21 protein-coding genes, 1 tRNA gene and 1 other annotated feature are annotated in these 19,720 nt (G+C 58.8%); of the genes, 9 read left to right on the top strand and 13 right to left on the bottom strand.

Annotation, left to right across the window (positions count from 1 at the left end):
- From AB5Y92_RS10585 to AB5Y92_RS10540, 10 genes are all read right to left on the bottom strand, one after another.
- On the bottom strand, window positions 1–439 hold a 439-nt coding region (locus AB5Y92_RS10585), incomplete at its 3' end, for an SDR family NAD(P)-dependent oxidoreductase (RefSeq protein WP_368226736.1).
- Entirely contained in the window at window positions 436–864 is a 429-nt protein-coding gene (locus AB5Y92_RS10580) for a nuclear transport factor 2 family protein (protein WP_164537548.1), read from the bottom strand. The genes AB5Y92_RS10585 and AB5Y92_RS10580, both read right to left, overlap by 4 nt.
- 1 nt (window position 865) lies before the next feature.
- Complete coding sequence (phrB, locus tag AB5Y92_RS10575) at window positions 866–2,287, bottom strand: deoxyribodipyrimidine photo-lyase (RefSeq protein ID WP_164537549.1); 1,422 nt, start codon at window positions 2,285–2,287, stop codon at window positions 866–868.
- The gene (locus AB5Y92_RS10570; RefSeq protein ID WP_164537550.1) at window positions 2,284–3,171 is read right to left on the bottom strand and encodes a MerR family transcriptional regulator; all 888 of its coding nucleotides are present in this window, start codon (window positions 3,169–3,171) and stop codon (window positions 2,284–2,286) included. Before AB5Y92_RS10570 ends, phrB begins: the two co-directional genes overlap by 4 nt.
- A 69-nt stretch (window positions 3,172–3,240) precedes the next feature.
- Window positions 3,241–4,188, bottom strand: coding sequence for a DUF523 and DUF1722 domain-containing protein (locus AB5Y92_RS10565; protein ID WP_005343644.1), 948 nt, complete (start codon window positions 4,186–4,188; stop codon window positions 3,241–3,243).
- A 180-nt stretch (window positions 4,189–4,368) separates the two neighbouring features.
- On the bottom strand, window positions 4,369–5,016 hold the full coding sequence (locus AB5Y92_RS10560) for an autotransporter (protein WP_005349637.1): 648 nt from the start codon (window positions 5,014–5,016) through the stop codon (window positions 4,369–4,371).
- Between the two features lie 189 nt (window positions 5,017–5,205).
- Window positions 5,206–5,778, bottom strand: a complete 573-nt coding sequence (locus AB5Y92_RS10555; RefSeq protein WP_118854234.1) for a DUF3157 family protein — start codon at window positions 5,776–5,778, stop codon at window positions 5,206–5,208.
- 106 nt (window positions 5,779–5,884) lie between these two features.
- Window positions 5,885–6,721, bottom strand: a complete 837-nt coding sequence (locus tag AB5Y92_RS10550; protein ID WP_042080710.1) for a hypothetical protein — start codon at window positions 6,719–6,721, stop codon at window positions 5,885–5,887.
- 79 nt (window positions 6,722–6,800) lie between these two features.
- Window positions 6,801–7,079: a DUF6482 family protein gene (locus tag AB5Y92_RS10545; protein WP_005338699.1), complete on the bottom strand. Its 279-nt coding sequence runs from the start codon at window positions 7,077–7,079 to the stop codon at window positions 6,801–6,803.
- Window positions 7,080–7,097: 18 nt separating this feature from the next.
- Window positions 7,098–7,709 carry an HAD family phosphatase gene (locus AB5Y92_RS10540; protein WP_005338702.1) on the bottom strand — a complete coding sequence of 204 codons (612 nt, stop codon included), beginning with the start codon at window positions 7,707–7,709 and terminating at the stop codon, window positions 7,098–7,100.
- 170 nt (window positions 7,710–7,879) lie between these two features.
- Window positions 7,880–8,001, top strand: a sequence feature (Phe leader region).
- Between the two features lie 38 nt (window positions 8,002–8,039).
- Between AB5Y92_RS10540 and pheA the strand changes: the two genes are divergently transcribed.
- Window positions 8,040–9,212 (top strand): prephenate dehydratase, encoded by a 1,173-nt coding sequence (pheA, locus tag AB5Y92_RS10535; RefSeq protein ID WP_069529655.1) that lies wholly within the window; start codon window positions 8,040–8,042, stop codon window positions 9,210–9,212.
- A gap of 77 nt (window positions 9,213–9,289) precedes the next feature.
- On the opposite strand, the gene AB5Y92_RS10530 is transcribed toward pheA, so the two are convergent.
- Both AB5Y92_RS10530 and AB5Y92_RS10525 read right to left on the bottom strand, forming a co-directional pair.
- Window positions 9,290–9,715: an LPP20 family lipoprotein gene (locus AB5Y92_RS10530; protein WP_005338717.1), complete on the bottom strand. Its 426-nt coding sequence runs from the start codon at window positions 9,713–9,715 to the stop codon at window positions 9,290–9,292.
- 10 nt (window positions 9,716–9,725) lie between these two features.
- The gene (locus AB5Y92_RS10525; protein WP_005338718.1) at window positions 9,726–10,346 is read right to left on the bottom strand and encodes a FlgO family outer membrane protein; all 621 of its coding nucleotides are present in this window, start codon (window positions 10,344–10,346) and stop codon (window positions 9,726–9,728) included.
- A 206-nt stretch (window positions 10,347–10,552) separates the two neighbouring features.
- Here AB5Y92_RS10525 and AB5Y92_RS10520 point away from each other — a divergent pair, with 206 nt between their 5' ends.
- The 7 genes from AB5Y92_RS10520 to AB5Y92_RS10490 all read left to right on the top strand — a co-directional run bounded on the left by AB5Y92_RS10520 (window position 10,553) and on the right by AB5Y92_RS10490 (window position 18,286).
- Window positions 10,553–11,707 carry a flagellar assembly protein FlgT gene (locus tag AB5Y92_RS10520; protein ID WP_368226735.1) on the top strand — a complete coding sequence of 385 codons (1,155 nt, stop codon included), beginning with the start codon at window positions 10,553–10,555 and terminating at the stop codon, window positions 11,705–11,707.
- A 50-nt stretch (window positions 11,708–11,757) separates the two neighbouring features.
- Window positions 11,758–11,834 (top strand) — tRNA-Arg (locus AB5Y92_RS10515).
- A gap of 189 nt (window positions 11,835–12,023) precedes the next feature.
- Entirely contained in the window at window positions 12,024–12,908 is an 885-nt protein-coding gene (locus AB5Y92_RS10510) for a DMT family transporter (RefSeq protein ID WP_164537554.1), read from the top strand.
- A gap of 106 nt (window positions 12,909–13,014) precedes the next feature.
- Window positions 13,015–14,952: a methyl-accepting chemotaxis protein gene (locus AB5Y92_RS10505; protein WP_164537555.1), complete on the top strand. Its 1,938-nt coding sequence runs from the start codon at window positions 13,015–13,017 to the stop codon at window positions 14,950–14,952.
- A gap of 501 nt (window positions 14,953–15,453) precedes the next feature.
- Complete coding sequence (locus AB5Y92_RS10500; protein WP_164537556.1) at window positions 15,454–16,584, top strand: porin; 1,131 nt, start codon at window positions 15,454–15,456, stop codon at window positions 16,582–16,584.
- Between the two features lie 95 nt (window positions 16,585–16,679).
- Window positions 16,680–17,369: a DUF2057 domain-containing protein gene (locus tag AB5Y92_RS10495; protein ID WP_164537557.1), complete on the top strand. Its 690-nt coding sequence runs from the start codon at window positions 16,680–16,682 to the stop codon at window positions 17,367–17,369.
- An 89-nt stretch (window positions 17,370–17,458) separates the two neighbouring features.
- Window positions 17,459–18,286, top strand: coding sequence for an SDR family oxidoreductase (locus AB5Y92_RS10490; protein ID WP_368226734.1), 828 nt, complete (start codon window positions 17,459–17,461; stop codon window positions 18,284–18,286).
- Between the two features lie 82 nt (window positions 18,287–18,368).
- On the opposite strand, the gene AB5Y92_RS10485 is transcribed toward AB5Y92_RS10490, so the two are convergent.
- Complete coding sequence (locus tag AB5Y92_RS10485; RefSeq protein WP_201987937.1) at window positions 18,369–18,701, bottom strand: DUF1904 family protein; 333 nt, start codon at window positions 18,699–18,701, stop codon at window positions 18,369–18,371.
- 88 nt (window positions 18,702–18,789) lie between these two features.
- On the opposite strand from AB5Y92_RS10485, the gene AB5Y92_RS10480 reads away from it, so the two are divergent.
- On the top strand, window positions 18,790–19,677 hold the full coding sequence (locus tag AB5Y92_RS10480) for a TraB/GumN family protein (protein WP_368226733.1): 888 nt from the start codon (window positions 18,790–18,792) through the stop codon (window positions 19,675–19,677).
- Window positions 19,678–19,720: the final 43 nt, after the last annotated feature.

Here is a 19,720-nt window from a genome sequence, read left to right as displayed (position 1 = left end):
GGGCCGCCTTGGAGGCGCCATAGGCCTCGGCTCGTGGCAGCGGCAGCCAGCTCACCGACGAGCTGACGATGGCCAGCCGTGACCCAGCCCCGAGCAACGGCAAGAAGGCGGCCAAAGCATGGCCGGTAGCGGTCAGATTGGTGTCGATGACACGGGCAAACAGCTCGCTGTCAAACCCATCGCCGACATCCATGTACTCGCAGTTGCCTGCGTTGAGGATCAGCAGATCGAGGAATGGCAGCGTAGCAGCCACCCCGTTCATTGCGGCCAGATCCCGGGCATCAAATTGCAGCGGCGTGACGCCATCCAGCCCCAGCGCCTGCAGCCGTTCGCCATCGCGGCCACAACCCCACACCTGCCAGCCTGCCCGCCGGTAATCCAGCGCCAACTGGCGACCGATGCCGGAGGTCGCGCCGGTGATCAGCACCCGGCCGCTCATGCGCCAAGCCTCATCTTGATGGTGCGCACCACGGGCCCAAGCAGCGGCAACTGCTCGTAGAGCATGGCGCCCAGGTCAAAATAGTCCCGGTGCTGGCACACCTTGCCCGCCTCGTCGAATTCGAGGCGGGTGGCCCCCTCCACCGTCACCGGCTCACCACCACGCAATCTGGGGTGAGAGAAGGTCATGGCCCAGCCGAGCCAGGCCTGTCGCCCTTGCTGCTGCTGACTGGTGATGACGAAGCGACAGTAAGCGAGGCGCTGATAGAGGGCGGCAAAATAGTCGCCAAGGGCCGCCAGCCCCTCGATACGGTGAGCCGGGTCGGTAAAGACCACATGCTCGGCATAGACCTCGGGCAAGCGGTGCAACTGCTGTTTGTCCAGTTGCTGATAGAGGCCAATAAAGCGGGCCAGCGGCTCGTTCATCCTATTTCTCCAGAGAGCGAAACATCTCGATGGCTCTCACCCGGGCAACGGCGTGATCCACCATGGGTGCCGGATAATCCTGTCGCCCCTTGAGTCGCAGCCAGTCGTGGGGCTGATGCACATAAGCGGCGGGAATATCGGCCAGTTCAGTTACCCAGGTACGGATAAACTCCCCTTGTGGATCAAATCGTTGCCCCTGAGTGGTGGGGTTGAATACCCGAAAATAGGGCGCCGCGTCGGCGCCGGTGCCCGCAGCCCACTGCCAGCCGCCGTTGTTGGCCGCCAGATCCCCGTCGATCAGTCGACTCATGAAGTAATCCTCCCCGAGCCGCCAGTGGATATGGAGATCCTTGGTGAGAAAGCTCGCCACTATCATCCGCAGCCGGTTGTGCATCCAGCCGGTGGTGTTGAGACAGCGCATCGCCGCATCGACGATGGGGTAGCCGGTACGGCCCTCGCACCAGGTGGCGAAGGCATCCGGATCCCAGCTCCACGGCAAGGCGGCAGTCTCCGCCTTGAATGGGCGATTCATGGAGAGGGTCGGGATCAGCACCAGCAGGTGGCGATAGAACTCGCGCCAGACCAGCTCATTGAGCCAGACAAAGCCGGGCTGGGCCTTTGACTGGGGCCGATAGCCAAGCCGCTGCTGAAGAGCCGCCACACACTGACGAGGACTGATGATGCCCGCCGCCAGATAGGGGGAGAGCACAGAGGTGCCCGCGATGGCAGGAAAATCCCGGGTCTCGCCATAGTCGAGCACTGCCTGCTCCAGAAAAATGTTCAAACGACGCAGAGCTTCCGCCTCCCCCACTGGCCAACGCGGATCAACCGTCAGCTCGCCGAGCGCTGCATCAACCCACTCCCGCTCGGCCAGCGGCTGCCACGGCAACGACTCGCCACGCGGTGTCGGCGCCCGATGAATGACAAACCCCTCTTCATCGAGGGCCTTGAGCCAGGCTCGGCTGAAAGGGGTGAACACCTTGAACATCTCACCCGAGCCGGTCAGCACCCGCCCCGGCGGCAATACGCAACAGCCGTTGAACCAGTGACAGCTCACCGCCAGCTCTGCCAGCACCGCGCTGACGGCATGGTCGCGGCGCTGCTCATCGATCTCGATAGCCTGATTGGCGTAGAGCTGGGTCACCCCCTGCTCGCGGCAGAGGTTTGCCAACACAGCGGGCACCTCGGCAAAAGTCTCCACTCGCAGCAGATGGAGCTGGATGCCGAGCGCCGCCAGCTCACGGCCCAACTCATCCACCTGCGCCAACATAAAGCGCTGACGGATGGGGGCCATTTTGTGCTGCCGCCATTGGGTAGGAGGGATGATAAAGAGCGCGGCGACCGGCTCATCACCGGCGCAGGCATGCCGCAGCGCGGGGTTGTCGGCAAGGCGCAGATCGTTGCGAAACCAGACCAGCTTCATGATTTTTTCCTCCCGCGTCCGCTGGCGCCAGCCGCATCTGGGGCATCCGCCATCAGCTCGGCAAGGCTCGCCTGCCAGCCGTGGCCTTTAAGCAACACGCTATCGTAGAGGCGCCCCAGCTCGCCAAACAGGCGTGTGCCGGCGGGCCAGTCGGTAGCCAGCTCCTGCTTGCCAAGCCCGGCCCCCAACAGCACCAGCCAGGGAGTGGCCGCACGTCCTTCCAGCAGGCTGGCATGGCGCGGCTCCACCGCCCCCAGCAGTTGCACCTCATAGCCCTGACCGATCAGCTCGTAGGCGGCCCAGACCAGATCGAGGGGGCCAACCTGTCCCCAGCTCGCCAGCGTGATCGGCACGCCCTTCTCCTGCTCGATCAGGTGGCGGGCGAAGCGGGTATGGAGCCAGCCCAGCCACACCTGTTGCAGCAGCTCGCCATCGGGCCGCTCGCGCCACAGCCCCAGCAGCCGCTCCACCAGCGGTTGCAGTATCCGGCTGCGCACCAGCTCGAACGGGTAGCTAGCCAGCAAATCGTTGAGCTCAGCCTCCGCCTTGCGCTGGTTGAAGGCGAGCAGCGCCTGACTGAACTGCTCCAGGGTTTGCTGCCAGTGATCGCTCACCGGCTCGGAATGGGGTTCACTCAAGAGCCCCTTCACCTGCCCGATACTCACTCCCCGCTCCAGCCAGCTCAGGATCTCGCCGATTTGGCGAATATCCAGCTCGCTGTAGAGACGGTGGCCCTTTTCGGTGCGGGCCGGTTGCACCAGACCGTAGCGGCGCTGCCAGGCACGCAGGGTCACGGCGTTGACGCCGGTGAGACGGGAGACCTCGCGAATGGGGTAGATCCCCTCATCAGCGAGAGGAGCAACTTCTTGCGATAAATCAGACATGACAACGTCCATCAAACAGAGGGGTAAGGCTCCCCGGCGCAAACTATGCGCCGGGGCAACAGAACGGATTCAGAGCCCGTAACGCAATTTCAGCGTATCGGGGTGCGGATTGAGATAAACCTGCTCGGCGAGATAGGGATTGGGGTACTCGCGCAGGTAGTGGCGGATCAGGGTCAGCGGCACCAGCAAGGGGAAGATGCCGGTGCGGTACTTGTCGATAGTATCGGCAAGCTCCTGCTTCTGGGCCGGGGTCAGCACCCGCTTGAAGTAGCCCTGCAGGTGCATCAGCACATTGGTGTGGCTGCGGCGGTTGGCTCGCAGAGTCAGCGCCGTCATCAACCCCTTGATGTAGTTGTCGGCCACCTCCTGCAAATTGGTAGACTTGCCCAGATTGCCGAGCAGCTTGCCGAGCGCCCGGTAATGGGTGGTGGCGTGGGAGAGCACCAGATACTTGTAGCGGGAGTGGAAGCGGATCAGCGCAGAGGCGGTGATGCCGCGGGCACAGAGCTGCTGCCAGTCGTGGTAGGCAAAGACCCGCAGCACGAAGTTCTCGCGCAGGATGGGGTCGCACAGGCGGCCATCCTCTTCGACCGGCAACAGGGGGTTGGCCTCCATTAACGCCTTGGCAAAGAGGCCAATCCCCTCCTTGGCGCTCCCCTCGTTGTTGGCGCCATAGACCTTGACCCGCTCCATACCACAGCTGGGGGATTTGGCACAGAGGATATAGCCGGAGATAAAGTCGAGCTGACGGGCTTTCTGCTCGCTAAAGGCAATCAGCTTTTCGGTGACATCGAAGCTGCCGTTGCTCGCCTCGGCGCGGATCTCGCCGTTGCGCTTGACCAGCCGGATGGCGGCGCGAGGCGCCCCGAGGCCAATAGCCATCTCGGGACAGACGGGGTGATAGTCAAAGTGAGCGCCAAGATCCCGTTCACAGAAGCTGGAGCGCTTGTGGCCCCCATCGAAACGTACCTCTTGTCCCAGCAGGCAGGCACTGATACCGACTTTAATCTTGTACATGATGGCACTCCTTGTATAAACCTTGATTCAGTTATAGCAGTTATACAAAAAAATGGAAGTTGTATAACTATCGCCGACTGATACGACACAAGGAGAAAAAAGAGATCACTGGAAAACGAAAAAACCCATGGCGAACGCCATGGGTAAAAATCAAGACACTACGGACTACTGGAAGGGGGATTAGAAACTGTATTTCACACCCAGGCTGGAGATGGAGCCTTTTTGCAGATCCCAGTTGCGATAGGTGTAATCGGCAGTCAGCGCCCAGTTCTGGTTGAGCTTGTAAGCACCGCCTACCTTGAAGTCATGCATATCGTCGGTCATGTTGGCGTAGCGGTAGGCAGTGGAGAGCTCGACATTGCCGATGTCATAGCGCAGACCCACTTCACCGTACATGCTGCCACTGCTCTTGCGGCTCACCAGATCCCAGCCCTTGACGTCATACGCCTGCTCGCGCTCCATGGTGTAACCCATCAGACCGGTTTCACCGTAGAGGTTCAAGCCAGTGCTAAGCGGGGTGAAAACACCGATACCCAGGCTGCCGATACCCATGCTGTCATTACCGTGCTGGGCAGAGGTGCCCTCGGATAGCAGACGACCGTAGAAGTTGTTGGAGAACGATTTGGAGAGATCCAGCGTCACACCGCCAAAATCGCGAGTGCCCTGATTGCTGGCATCACGTGGGAACAGCGGGTTGTTGTTCAGATAGTCGGATTTGGTGTGCGCCCAGGTAGCCGCGCCCTTGGCATAGCTGAAGGCATCCTGCGCCATGACGGAAGTAGAGGCAAACCCGGCCAGAACCAGAAGAGAGACAGTTGCTTTTTTCATGATGATAACTCCATGTGATTGGGCCCGTTGCTAGCGAGCTGGTATGGAGTCATTTTGCGATCAGGTTTCCAGCTTGCCGAGCTGCAAGCTGTTGCAGAACCATGTCAGATGTAAGCAGATATTGCAGGGGGTGTCAGCGGCAACAAGTTGCCGGCCCAAGCGGTTTGCATGGGCCGGCACAACGCCAAATCAGCGGAAGACCACCTCGTCAATTTCGACCCGCACCAGCGGCTGACCAGTCAATCCGGCAGGACGGGGGATCTCGAGGGCCAGCGAAGGACGGGCTTGCCCCTTGCGCAGATAGGTCTCCGGCAGACGATTCTCGGCAACCCAGAAGCGGGCCTCCTGACGGCTCAGCTGCACCCCGTCAGCACTGAACAGGGTCACCATGCCACGTACCCCGACCACATTGCGGGTGCCGGTATTGCTCACCATAAAGGTCAGCACCAGCGGGTCAGATCCCTCGATCTTGTCCAGCTTGACCACCACACCGTCACGCGCCATCTGGGCAAGCAGTTCCGGATTGGCCTTGGCCTGATCGGTCAGCACCGGAGCAGCGACGGCCACCACGGCCCCAGCCTTCCCATCAGCAGCCACGCCCTGCACGGGCTCGGCCGGTTTGACCACCAGATACTCCCAGGTGAAGTCGTCGTTGAGCTGAACCTGCCGACCATCGGGCAGCGTCACCTGAGAAAGAGGGGCTGCCTGCGCCAATACGGGGGAGAGGCACAGGGCAATCAGCAGACGGGAGAAGGGTTTCATTGGGCGAAGCTCGGTAACGGGTGAAAGGGCAACAGTATAAACAGTCCCGTCGCCCCTTGCCTATGACGGCACTCACGTTCTGGCACCCGCATCGCTTGCCCGCAGGCTAGATGGCGAGATCGTGCCGCTCTTTCTGTGCCATATCCAAGGTCACCAGATCGAACTTGCTCCCCTTGAGGGCAGACAAAATATCCGATTGCATATCAAAGGCCTGCGCACGCTGATGCTCGGGCAAACGCACCCGGGCCAAGGTGGTTGAGCAGTCACACAGGGTATGGAAAAAAACCTGTGCCTCGTCCAGCCCCATGTCGGCCAGCATCTGCTCTGCCTGATCCACCATTCGCAGATAACGCTGCTCAAGCTGCCGTGGATTGGTGAAGCGATTGCTGAGGCAACCGTTGCTCCCCTTGCCCCAACGACCGAGCTGACGCTTGTTGAAGCCGTAACGATAATCGCGGCGCATCAATCCGTTGTCGGCAAAAAACCAGATGGAGTTGGCAGGCAGAGACCCGAACTGGGCAAGATAATCATCACGCTCCTCCACCGCTGCCGGAACCAGCAACGGCAGATGAGTCCATTCCGGACGAGTCTGCACATACTCACCAATGCGGCGAACCGGGTCGATCAGCCCTTCAATATTCGGCAGGCGATCGCAAAAGACGATCTCGTCACTCTTGATGACCCAGTGATCGATGCCATAACGCTGGCAATAACGGCGGGCACGGGCCACTTCGCTGCGACTGCGGGTCGGATTATCGAGGGTAATTGCGTGGATTTTCACACCAGCAGCGCGGCACAGCTCGATGCTGTAGCAGGATTCCAACCGTCCCGAAAAAGAGACAACCAGCTCGTCAAAACTTGCCAGTCGCTCAATCAGCAGCTGTTCCCTGGCTTGAAAAGAGTGATCATATCCCTGATTCAGTACAACTACATTGGCACCCATTAAACAGCTCCGGATGATGAACAGGTGCAGTATTGTGCGGCAAACAAACTGAATAGACCCTTAAAGAGTCAGGTTAAAATTAAAACTTGATGATTATTTCCTGTGATTCTGCTGCTAAATCTTCATTTTGGGCGTCATAAATTCGTAATCTTGCTTGGTGAACCCGATGGGCTCGCAAGAAACCCTGCGCCTGATCCAGCGAGGTAAAGGTCAGGCGCCCTCCCTCGCTGTCGGTCAGGCAGAGGCACTCCCCTTCTGCCTCAACACAGAGCTGATAACCGCTGCCATCCTTGCAGGCGATGATCAGGGTCGCCTCGGGATAGTGACTGAGCCAATTGCGAAACCGGCCATGCTCCATAGTGCTCCTAGAGGGACATCACCCCTTGCCGGTGGCGGGCAAACAGCCCAGCTCACCCAGTTGCTGGCGGCAACTCGCCGCGTCGGTAAAGACGATCCCCCTGATACCGAGGGCCTCGGCGGCCGCGATGTTGGCAGGACTGTCATCGATGAAGATGCACTCTGCCGGTTTCAGATCGAACGACACCAGCAGATAGCGGTAGATATCCGGCTCCGGCTTCATCATCCGCACCCGCGCCGAGACCACCTTGCCGCTGAAGAAGCGCCAGAAATCCTGATGCTGCTCCAGCCAATCGATGCTGGCATGACCCATGTTGGAGAGGGCATAAAGAGTGTGCCCCGCCCCGTGCAGCTCGGCTATCAGGGTTAGCATAGCGGGATCTGGCAGCAGGGAAGCGGGAACTGCCTGTAAAATGGCCAGATTCTCCGCCGTCGAGAGGCCGGTGCGCGCTTGCGCTTCCCGGGCCATGGTGTGGAGCGACATGGTGCCTCTGTCTACCTCCAGCCAGTCCGGGTGGTTAAAGAGCTGCTCGGCCAACTGTTCAGCCCCTTGCGGGCCACGCACCGAACGCACTATGCCTACCGGATCCCAGCTCACTACTACCCGTCCCAGATCGAAAATAATCGCCATCGTCTTTACCTCCCCCACTGGGTGTCAGTCATCAAAACAGAGTCAATAGAACATCATTCATACGCCATTTTCTTAACCGGATACCCTGCCCCCATCCCTGCCCGCGGGCAAGTTTTACTTGCATCAAACCGGCAAATCCCTTAATGGTTATGACGTTACTTCAAGGACACACCTATGCACGCACTATTCTTCTTTGCTTTCTCGTTTATCCGGCCCGCTTGAGGGAAGGCCTGTCGTCGTGTGAACAGAAAGCAAAGACGAATCGAGCCTCCCCTAGCGGAGGCTTTTTTTTGCATTAATATCAATCGATTACTTGGATAGGGAACAATCATGGCAACGCTCGACGAGATCAGACAAGACATCACCCGGTTGGATCAGGAGCTGCTTGCCCTGCTGGCGAAACGCAAGACCCTCAGCATCGAGGTCGCCCGTGCCAAGCAAGCCAACCCGCGCCCCATTCGTGACCACCAGCGGGAGCAGGAGCTGCTGGTTGCCCTGATCCAGAAAGGGCGCGTGCTGGGGCTGGATGCCCAGTACATCACCCGTATCTATCACACCATCATCGAAGACTCAGTGCTCTCCCAGCAGGCCTATCTGCAGAGCCTGCTCAACCCGGAGCAGCAGGAGCCGATGACCAGCGTCGCCTATCTGGGGCCGCGCGGTTCCTACTCCAGCCTCGCCGCCCGCAAATATCTGGCGCGCTACAAGGATCAGGTGATCGAGGTGAACTGCCAGAACTTCCGTGAAGTACTGGATGCGGTGGAGTCGGGTCGCGCCGCCTTTGGCGTGCTGCCCATCGAGAACACCAGCTCGGGCTCCATCAACGAAGTCTATGACGTGATGCAGCATACCAGCCTCTCCATCGTCGGCGAGCTCACCTATCCCATTGAACACTGCATTCTCACCGCCGTGCCGACCGAGCTTGGCCGCATCAAGACCTTCTATGCCCATCCGCAGGTGTTCCAGCAGTGCTCCCACTATCTGAGCAAGCTGGAAGGAGCCCGTCACGAGATCTGCGACTCCTCCTCCAGTGCCATGATGAAGGTGAAGGAACTGGCAAGCCCGGAGGCCGCCGCCATCGGCAGCGCCGCCGGTGGTGAACTGTATGGTCTGGACGTGCTGGCCGAGCAGCTCGCCAACCAGAAAGAGAACTACAGCCGCTTCATCGTGGTGGCGCGCAAGCCCATCGACGTGGCGCCGCAGATCCCGGCCAAGACAACTCTCATCATGTCCACCTCCCAGAAACCGGGCTCGCTGGTCGAGGCGCTGCTGGTACTGCGCAACCACGAGATCAACATGACCAAGCTCGAATCCCGTCCGGTGCAGGGCAACCCGTGGGAAGAGATGTTCTATCTGGATGTCTCCGCCAACCTGCAGACCCCGGCGATGCAGGCCGCACTGGTGGAACTGACCAAGATCACCCGCTATATCAAGGTGCTTGGCTGCTACCCGAGCGAGGATGTGAAACCCACCGCAGTGCCGCCGGTGCTGATGGGGAGCTAACCAGCCCACAACGACAAAAGGCGAGCACACTGCTCGCCTTTTGTTTTGATGCCGGTTTTCACGGCAAGCCCATCAACTCAGAACTGACCCGCCATCAACTGATTGATGTTGTAGAGGGCGCGGGTATCGAGCTCCATCTCGGTGGCATAGGTGTTGCCACGCGGATAGGAGGCAACTACCCGGGCACCACGCACCACACCGGCGACCGACACATCCAGCGAGTTGGAGGTCTGTGTCAGATCGCGGTAGCTGCTCTGACCGCGCACCTGCTGACCATTGAGCTGCTCTGCCAGTTCGCGATAAGCATCCATCTTGGAAGCGCGAATGGCTTGCAGCATCTTCTCCGACTGGGAGGGGCCGGGCTGGATGTCGATCACCGCATAGCCCACCGCCTTGAGCACCGGAAAATCATCGGGCTTGCCACCCTGGGTGTAATCCACCACCCGGTTACCGCTGCAACCGGTGAGCAAGAGTGCCAACAGGCAACCAAACAGGATCTTCATGACTCGCTCCTCACGGGGTCAGGTTGACCAGATGACCGCCCGGCCGGGCCTGACTGTCACGCATCAGATAACCGCGATTGATCGATGCCCGACCAAACGAATTGTTGGCACCGAACAGATATTTTTGCGGGATCAGGCTCTGGGCCGTGGTCTCCACCATCTTGGTGCGCATGTCGATAACGCGGGCATTGACCAGAATTCCCTTGCTGTTGCGGCTGAAGGTGCCGACCAGAATGCGGGAGATCGGCAAACGGGAAGAGAGCTCCTTATAGTTGCGGCTCAGCACGAAGTCCCCCTGCGGCGTCACCTTGATGCTACCGGTCAGCTTGAAGTCCACCACCACCTCGCCGCGACGATTGAGCTCGTAGATAAAGCTCTCCTCAATCTGCTGCCCCATCCAGTTGGTATCCTGCAGGGTATCGAGATCGACGAAAGAGGCCACCGCGATGGGTTCGGTCAGGGTGGTCAGCGATTTGCGCTCCATCAGCTGATCGGTCATGCGCGCCACCAGCCAGTTGAGTTCCATCCCCTGCGCCGCCTGGCGGGGGTCACCCTGATCCCGATTGATAGGGTCGGAGCCACACCCGGTCAATGCCAGGGCGAGCGCCAACGCCGTGATGAGTTTGTTCATGGATACCTTTCCTGTATCTGCACCTGACTTATTATCGGACGCGCCGGACAAAGCTTGAGCCGGGAATGAGGCATGATTCTTGCTTTTTAATGGACATCGTCAGCGCCAACGTGCGCTGCCACTTGGAACGTGTTGTGATCCATGTCGGCCAGCAGGCGCCATTTCCTCAAAATGGCTCGGCTGCCCGCCAACTCAAGGTATCTGCTATGAAATTACCGCTGCTGTTGACCCTGCTGCTGGCCAGCCTGAGCGCCCGAGCCGAGCTTATAGAAGCGCAGGGCAGCGCCGCCATTCTGGGGGGCGATGAGGTCTATGCCCGCGAGCAGGCGACCCGCGACGCCCTGCGTCAGGCGCTGCTGGCCAGCGGCGCGGCCGTTTCCAGCGTCCAGCGTCTGGAAAATGGCAGCCTTCGCTCCGAGCAGATCCAGATCCGCTCCGGCGGCGACATTCGCCAGTACCGGCTCAAGCGGGAAGAGGTGCGCAACGGCCGCATGTATATCACCCTGGTGGCCGACATTCAGGCCGAGCGCCAGATCTGCCAGACCCAGCACTTCGCCAAGGATTTGACACTGGTGCGGCTGCGGATGCGCTATCCGGACCAAGCTAGCTACGGCGCCATGGACGACATGCCGGAAAACCTATCGCGACGACTGTTCGAGACTCTCGCCAACGCGCCGCAAGGGGTCGCTGTGCGCCAGTGGCTGGATGAAAACCTGCGCATCGATCCGCTCCATCTGCAACAGGGGGATCGCAGCGCCCTCGAGGAGATCAAGGCACTCAGCCTGCGTACCGACAGCCAATATCTGGTGCTCGGCAGCATCGACGATCTCTCCATAGAGCCGCAGGGCAACCAGCTGACCAGCTGGTATGAGGATCCCGTGCGCAACTTTCGCATGCAGCTCTACCTGTTCGATGGCATCAACGGCAGTCTGGTCAACCGCAAGGTCTACGAAGGACGCGCCACCTGGACCTTTGGCAAGCGGGAGCAGGTGGGCAGCAGCAGCGGCCAGTTCTGGCAGTCAAGTTATGGCCAAGAGGTCAACTACCAGTTGCAACAGGCGGCTCAGGATCTGGTAGCCCAGCTCACCTGCGCCCCGGTCACCGCCCGGGTGGTCGGCCAGAACGAACGCGGCCCCTACATCAATCTGGGACGGCGCAATGGTGTCAAAGTCGGCGACCAGTTCCGCATCCAGCACAACGCCGACTTCATCGACCCCTACGGCAAGTCGCGCATGATGCGCAACCCGGCCGATGGTCTGTTCGAGGTGGTGCAGGTATTCGACGATGGCGCCATCATCAGCAGCCAGAACAAATATTCGCCGTTTAACATCCAGAATGGGGATTTGGCAGTATTGGAATAAGAATCAAGGGTTTAAAAGGGAGTTGCTTCTTGTATAATGCCTGCCACACAGCTCCCGTAGCTCAGCAGGATAGAGCGGTCCCCTCCTAAGGGACAGGCCACTGGTTCGACTCCAGTCGGGAGCGCCATATAAAACAAGGGGTTGGCATCATTACGATGCCAACCCCTTGGTCGTTTTTGGCGACAATAAATCCGACCATCCAACCGTAATGACCCTCTCCTTTCTGCGTTCAGAGCATGCGCTCTCTCTGATAGACTGCTTCTCTTTGGCTTGTCTTTGAGGCCAAGCCCTGTTTCATCTTGCAAAGGAGTGTTGGATGTCCGGATGTTCCTGGTGGGATAGATCCACCGGTTTTGCACTGCTGACCATTGTGCTGTGGGCCTCGTTGGCGGCGCTGACGTCACGGGTCACCAGCGTGTCACCACTGGTGCTGGTCGGGCTGGTGCTGTTTTTCTGCGGGGTCGGGGCCTTGCCGTTCTGGCGCCAGTGGCGTGCTCGCCCTATTACCTGGCTGGTGACGGTTACGGCATTGCTGCTCTACCATCTGCTGCTCTTTATGAGTTTTCGCCATGCCCCGGTGCTGGAGGCCAACCTCATCAACTACCTCTGGCCGCTCTGCATCATTCTGTTCACCCCGCTGTTGTTGCCCGGCCATCCACTCCATGCCCGTCATCTGCTGGCTGGCGCCTTTGGTCTGGCGGGCTCCATGCTGGTGATGGTCAATGGCGAGCTGCAACTGCAACAGACCTATCTGCCGGGATACCTGTTGGCGCTCGGTGCAGCTGTCGTCTGGGGGGCCTATTCGGTATTATCACGCCGTCTGCCGCCAGCCCCCGCCGTGGTCACTGCGGCAGCCTGTCTGCCCGCGGGTTTGCTGGCGCTGCTGCTTGCCCGTCTGCTGGAGGGGCCCCTGCCGCTCGCGCAGATCCCCACCAGTGACTGGTGTCTCATCATCGGGCTGGCGCTGGGCCCTATGGGGGCGGCCTTTGTGACCTGGTATCTGGCACTGCGAGACGGCGATCCACGCCGGATCGGTGCCCTTGCCTACCTGACACCTCTGCTGAGCACCTTGCTGCTGGTGTTGCTCAATGGAGAAGCACTGACCTCGCGCCATCTGCTGGCCGGTGCACTTATCATGGGCGGCGCCCTGCTCGGTATGCTTGGCCAACGCAACAGAGCACTGGCATCCCCAGCCAGTTAATCTGGCAAAAATAGGGCTATCTGACCATGCTGTCATAAAAACGCCATCATCCCTGTTTAGGCTCGGGCCACGCTCCCCCATGGTCTGTGCTGACAGGAATTACCCCGTGAAAATCGCCCATTACGCCACCCTCTCCTCCCTTGTTTTGTTACTGGTTGCGGGGGGACAGGCGCTGGCCCTCTACCACGGCTGGCAACAGCTTGCCCATACCAATCAGGCACAGCATCAGCACGAGACGCTGCAACAACTGGTGACAGTGACCCTGCAAAACAGTCTGCGTGACTACCTCAACAGCGGCGATCCGCAACAACTGACAGCTGCGGAGAAGATCCGCCAGCAAGCGCTCTCCTCGCTGGCCGCTCAGGATGATGCCGTGGCGGCCCCGCTCAGGCAGCAACTCGAGCAGATGGCGCAGCGCATCGCGCACGACTATCAGGTCGCAGGCAAGCTCTCGGGCAACAGCCAACTGCTGCTGCAAAATGCGGAGAGTGAGCTGGGCAGCCAGGCCATGGCGCTGATCCGCTATGGGGAGCAAGGCGCCAGCACGGAACAATCTGCCGCAGCACAGCAATATCGCCGCGCTGCAACCGCGATCCTGGCGAGCCTGCCGCGCCTCGCCCATTTGCGCCAAAGCTATATGGAACAGGGCAATGAAAAGCTGCTCGAAGGGATCCGCTTCGAGCTGGAGGCACTGCAAAAACAGGCGCAAGCGCTGCAAGCCTTGCCGCTGCTCGGCCTGTATGAAGAGGCGCCCGCCGATGAGTTCACGCTGGGGGAGCCGGTGCGAAAGGAGCTGGGAGATCAACCGCGCAGCGAATTACGCTCGCTGCTGGGCCGCTATCCGCAGGAGCTGGCCAACAGCCGCACGGCGCTTCAGCAACAACAGGCTGGCCGCCAGACCGTGCAGCAAGACATCATGGCCATGTTGCAAGCGACCAGACAGATGGGGGAACAACTTTCCCGCGATCGGCAAGCAGTCAATCAGGAGCTGGCCACCATCCTCGGTACGCTGGCGCTCTGTCTGGTGATAGTCGCCCTGCTGTTTGCGCTGGTGCAACGACGCTGGCTGCTCACCCCCTTGTTGCGACTGCGCGGAGCCTTTCTACAGCTCGATCAGACGGGGCAGGCCGAGCCGTTGCCTGACGGGCGCGATCGCAACGAGCTGGCCGATATCGTTGCCAGCTACAACCGGCTGATCGGTCGTCTGCAACTGGACCAACAGCAAAAAGAGGGGCAGCTGTCAGCGGTATCCCTCAGTCTGCAAGGGATGGTCAGCCAGGTTGACGAGATCCACCACAGCACCCGCACCACCGAACAGGTGGTCGACGAGAGCGGCCAGATGATGGATGAGCTGAACCAGCTGGCCGGAGAGGTCCATCAGGTCGCCGCCGACATCGCCCAGCATGCCCACCATAACGAACAGGCGATGAGCCAGAGCGAAGATCTGGTGGGGAGCATGCTGCACGCTACTCGTCAGACCGGGCTGGCAATTGACGAGAGCGATGAGGCGCTGGAAGCCCTCACCCGCTCGGTTGCCGATGTGACGGACATTGTCGATGTCATCAGTCATATCGCCCAGCAGACCAACTTGCTGGCCCTCAACGCCGCCATCGAAGCGGCCCGTGCAGGGGAACAGGGGCGCGGCTTTGCCGTGGTTGCCGATGAAGTGCGCCACCTCTCGGCCAATACCCAGCAATCCCTCAACCAGATCACCGATATTCTGGGGCGCCTGACCCAATCCGGTGAACAGCTTGGCACTGTACTGAACCGGATCACCAGCGAGTCAAGCCGCCAGCGGGCGCAGGCGGAACAACTGCGCCAGACTACCCAGGCGGTGCGGGAGATCGCCCGCAACACCGCCGTGATCGCCCTGCAGGGCGCCGACAACGCCAAAAGTCAGGAGCACAAACTGGCCAGTTTTGCCGATCTGATCGCCCGTATCCATCAGCATGCCCGTCAGGTGAGTCAGCTCTCGGTGCAGGTCTCCTCCCATATCCACCATCAGGCGCAGCAGATCCCCCGCATCCTCGGCCAGCAAGGCTGAACCCTATTCGCCCCGAATCCTCACCAGATCACTTTCCCTCAACCAGAGGGAAAGTTTTTTTGTAGCACAAAATTATCTGTTATCGGCAGGTTAACTGACACCTCTTCCCCCGTACCGGATGAAAACCCGCACTGGCGCTGGTCGCGGCCTCAAGAAAACGCTCTCATCACCGTGATACCTGCCATGAGGCTGTTTACGACCTTGCCCATGATTATTTGCACTCGGTCATACTTTTGAAACGTTGAGGGAACTTTTCATTGATATTTCGCACCGCGAACGTACTCTTGGGGTTGTCCGATAGCCAAGAATCGGAACATAAAAAAACAACATGTGATGATCAGGACTGCCAACTACAGATGTGCCAAGACATCTGGGTTTGCAGGTAGCTAAGACAAGATCTTTTGCCCTTCGGGGTGTTGATTGCAATACCGATAATCGAGCGGAAGGCACACAGCCAACTGCCGAAAAAAAAGCTAAGTCCATAAAATCAGGAGCTATCTTATGTTCAATAAATCCGCACTGGCTGTTGTCATTGCTTCAGCTTTCGCACTGCCTGCTCATGCAGATATCAAGAATGTCGACATCTATGGCCAGATCGCAATCTCTGCCTGGACTGGTGCTGACTGGGCAACCGTTGATGCCAATGGCGGATACGAGAACCCCATCAAGATCGAAAATGAATCTCGCATCGGTTTCCGTGGCAGCAAGGATTTTGCCAACGGCCCCAAGTTTATCTGGCAAATCGAATCCGGCAACGTCGGTGAGTCTGGCGGTGACGGCAAGCTGGGGGTGCGCGATACCTTCGGTGGTTTCGAGTGGGAAGGGATAGGTAAAGTTCGCGCAGGCCGTATGCTAACACCGCTCTATGAAGTGCTTGACTGGCCGTACAGCAGTATCTCTACCGGTAAAGTGATGGACTGGCGCGGCGACATCATCGGTGGTGGTAACTACGACCGTCAATCCAACATGATCCGCTTTGACTCCGCCAACCATAGCGGCTTCAGCTACAACCTGGCGCTGGGCCGTGGTAACAATACCGATGATGCGAGCTCCAACTTCTATGGCTTGGGCGCCCACTACAATACCGGTCCGCTGACTCTGCACGCGACCTATGAAAAAGGAACTGACCGCAAAATCGGAGATGGCGCGTTTAACAAAACCCAGAAGGGTGGCGATACCATCCTTACGCATACTAGCGGAAAAGGCGACTCAAATGCCTATCTGCTGGGCTTCGAGCTGAACTTTGACAATGGCCTCGGCTTCTACGGTGCCTATAAGCGCCTGACCGCCGATTATACCGACATGGACTTGAATGTTATCGGTGTAGGCACCTCACAATTGAACGGCATGTCACAAGATAGCTATACCTTGGCCACGATATACAACACAGGTCTGTGGCAGTTCAAACTCGCCTATGCCGCCAACCTGAATCCTGAATTTGAAACGGCGGCTGGCGACTTTAAGGTGACCGAGTTCAGCGACTCCATCATCTCCGGTCAAGCCATGTACTTCCTGGATGACTCCGCCGTTGCCTATGTTCGTCCTTACTATCTGCAGCGCCGTGGTCTGTCAGTGGTACAAGATGGCGATAAAGAGTTTGGTCTGGGCATGGGCGTAGAATACTACTTCTAAACCCTGGCTTGTGTTCCCTGTATTTAATGCCTACTTGGCGGGCCCTTACAGGGCCCGCCTTTTTAGTTGTGATGAAGACAAGAGGTAAACCAGAAATGAAAAAGACCATTATGGCAGCATTAATCGCCACACTACCCTCTGTCAGTCAGGCTGCAGTCAATCTGGAAATAGGCAGAGGGGTAGAACTCGTTGCGGTCAATGGTATTCCGGTTGACTCCCCGCTGTTTATTGGCAAGGTAGACAATCAATCTTTGCCCGACGGAGACAATCAAATTGCGATTAAAATCTCTCAATTAGTCAAAGATAAAAACAATACAAAAAAATATAACTCTCATGTACATGTATTGACATTTAATGCTGCAAACCAAGCAATATCGGTAGAAGCACCGAGGTTGCAAACATGGGAGCGAGGAGAGGCGTTTGACAAACAACCACAATGGAAACTCTCGTCATCCGGCAACACCGTTTCATACAAACTTGGTGAGCTGGTCTCTATGACCAATATGTCCGTGCTTCGTAATTTTGGCGAAGAGCTTGACGCATTTAACCGTAGCAACCAACCAGCGGCGCTACCTCAACTGGCAGGAGCAATGCAGGGTAATGTGAAAAACATATATGACTTGCCGACACAAAGCAGCAACGTGATTCCCGCAGCAGTAGCCACAAAACCCATTCAGCCTTCCGATATCAGTGGCTCAGCTTCCCAACAAGCTCGATTCTGGTTTGACAAAATGACCCCAACCGAGAAACGCGATTTTATCTCTTGGGCAGCGCAAAACCTGTAAGAAGTACTGTTTATCACACTTAGCCCGCTTTTATGCGGGCTTTTGTTTCATGTATCCTCAAGCGATACATCGTATAGAGATTTCCCATCATGCCCCGTTTTGTTCTGATCACCGGTTGTTCCAGCGGTATTGGCCTCGCCGCCGCACAGGCGCTCGGGCAGCACGGTTTTACCGTGATCGCCTCGGCGCGCAAGGCGGAAGATGTGGCCCGTCTGCAACAACAGGGATTGCTGGCGGTACAACTGGATCTGGCGGACCCTGCTTCCATCGAGCTGGGTACCAGTGCGGCGCTCCATCTGGCAGGCGGGCACCTCTATGGCCTGTTCAACAATGGCGCTTATGGCCAACCCGGAGCACTGGAAGATCTGCCCACCGAAGCGCTCAGGGAGCAGTTCAATACCAACCTGTTTGGCTGGCACCATCTGATCCGTCAGGTGCTGCCGCCGATGCTGGAGGCCAAAGAGGGTCGGATAGTACAGAACAGCTCGGTACTGGGGCTGGTTGCCATGAAGTATCGCGGCGCCTACAACGCCAGCAAATTTGCGCTGGAAGGCTATAGTGACACCCTGCGCCTCGAACTGGCGGGCAGCGGGGTACATATCAGCCTGATTGAACCGGGTCCTATCGATACCCGTTTTCGTGCCAATGCCCGCAGCGCCTTCTTGCGCCACATCGATCCGGCCCAGAGCCGTCATCAGTCGGCCTACCGTCAGACCCTGACGCGGCTGGAAAAAGAGGGGGCCACCAGCGGCTTTACCCTCTCCAGCGAAGCCTGCATCCCGCCGCTGCTCCATGCGCTGACCCACGCCCATCCCAAGGCACGCTATCCGGTGACCACTCCGACCCGGCTGTTTGCCTTCTTGCGACGGGTATTGCCCACTCGCTGGCTCGACAAACTGCTGGCCAAATCGGCCTGATCCCGTGATGGGCGGCAAACATCCTGCCGCCCGGATTGGGTTAGCTGTATAGCGGCATCACCAACCTGGTTTTACCCTCTCTTCAATAGTGCTCGCCATTGCTGTAGTAGGCGCTCTTGACCAGAGGGATCACCTGCACCACCACATAGGTCTGCTCCCCCAGCACTCGTTTCAAATGGCGCGTGATAAGGCGCGCGGCGGCGTCCTGCATCTCTTGTGGCCGCTCGAACCAGTGCAACTCGACAAACGGAAAACCCGCCTCTGGCTCACCGTTGCGGATCCAGCAACTCTCCACCCGCTCCATGGTGACAAACTCCGGCTTGCCGCCGGTCAGCTCGCAAAGCTCGGCCAGCAGCAGGCCGCTCACCTGTTGCAGGGTATCGAGCGTCACGGCGCGAAAACGAAGATGGGGCATGGCAAACCTCTTGGTTATCTGAAATGAGGACTTATCATAGGAGTTATTGTCAGCAAGAGAAGTCACCCGGCGCATATTAAGGATCCCCATGAGATTTCATCGCACCCTCTTTGCCTTCCTGCTCTGCCTGCAGCTACCGCTGCACGCCTTTGCCGATCCTGCGTTCTATCGGGTGAGCAAGGGCAACCAGCAACACTGGCTGCTGGGCTCCATCCATGCGGGCAAGCCTGCCCTCTATCCGCTGCCCGAGCCGGTGGAGCGCGCCTGGCTGCAGAGCCGCGCACTGGTGATGGAGGTGGACATGAACAGCATCACGCCGGATCAGTGGCAACAGACCGGCTCCCTCACCCGGCTGGTGGATGGCAAACCGCTCAAGGATCATCTGCCTGCCGAGCTCTATCAACGCACCCTGATGGCAGGTGCCCGCTATGGCATCGACGAGGCGACCCTCGCCACCCTGCGCCCCTGGTTTGCCGCCATTACCCTAACCCAGGCCGCCATGGCCCGATCCGACTTCAAGAGTGAACTCGGGATAGACCAGCACTTTGCCGTCCGGGCCGCCAAAGAGGGCAAACCGGTAGTGGGTTTTGAAACCCTGCTGGAGCAGCTCGGTTATCTGGCCAGCGTGGGTGACAACCAGACCCTGATGCTCGCCAGCACCCTGGATGAGCTACCGATGCTGGAGAGTGGTTTCGCCGCCGTGATGAAGGCGTGGCAGCAGGGAGATGAGGCGACGCTCATCAATCTGCTCAAGGAGGAGATGGCTCCCCCCGCGCTACAAAGCTGGATGGAGCAGACTCTGCTGGCCGAGCGCAACCATAACTGGCTGAAGAAATGGTCCACCCTGCCCAACGAGAGCTTTATCGTGGTAGGCGCCCTGCACCTTTACGGCGAACAGGGGTTGCTGGCGTTGCTGGAGCAGCAAGGGTGGCGCATTACCCCGCTCACCACACCAGGCCCTGTGCAGGCTCGATAGCAAGGAGTCCAGTGAGAACGATCACAGATCGCGCTGGTTATTA

Source organism: Aeromonas sp. R1-1 (assembly GCF_040908495.1).
Taxonomy (GTDB): Bacteria; Pseudomonadota; Gammaproteobacteria; order Enterobacterales; family Aeromonadaceae; genus Aeromonas; species Aeromonas veronii.
Note: the sequence above shows the minus strand (reverse complement) of the source record. Positions and strands in the feature narration are given on the sequence as shown.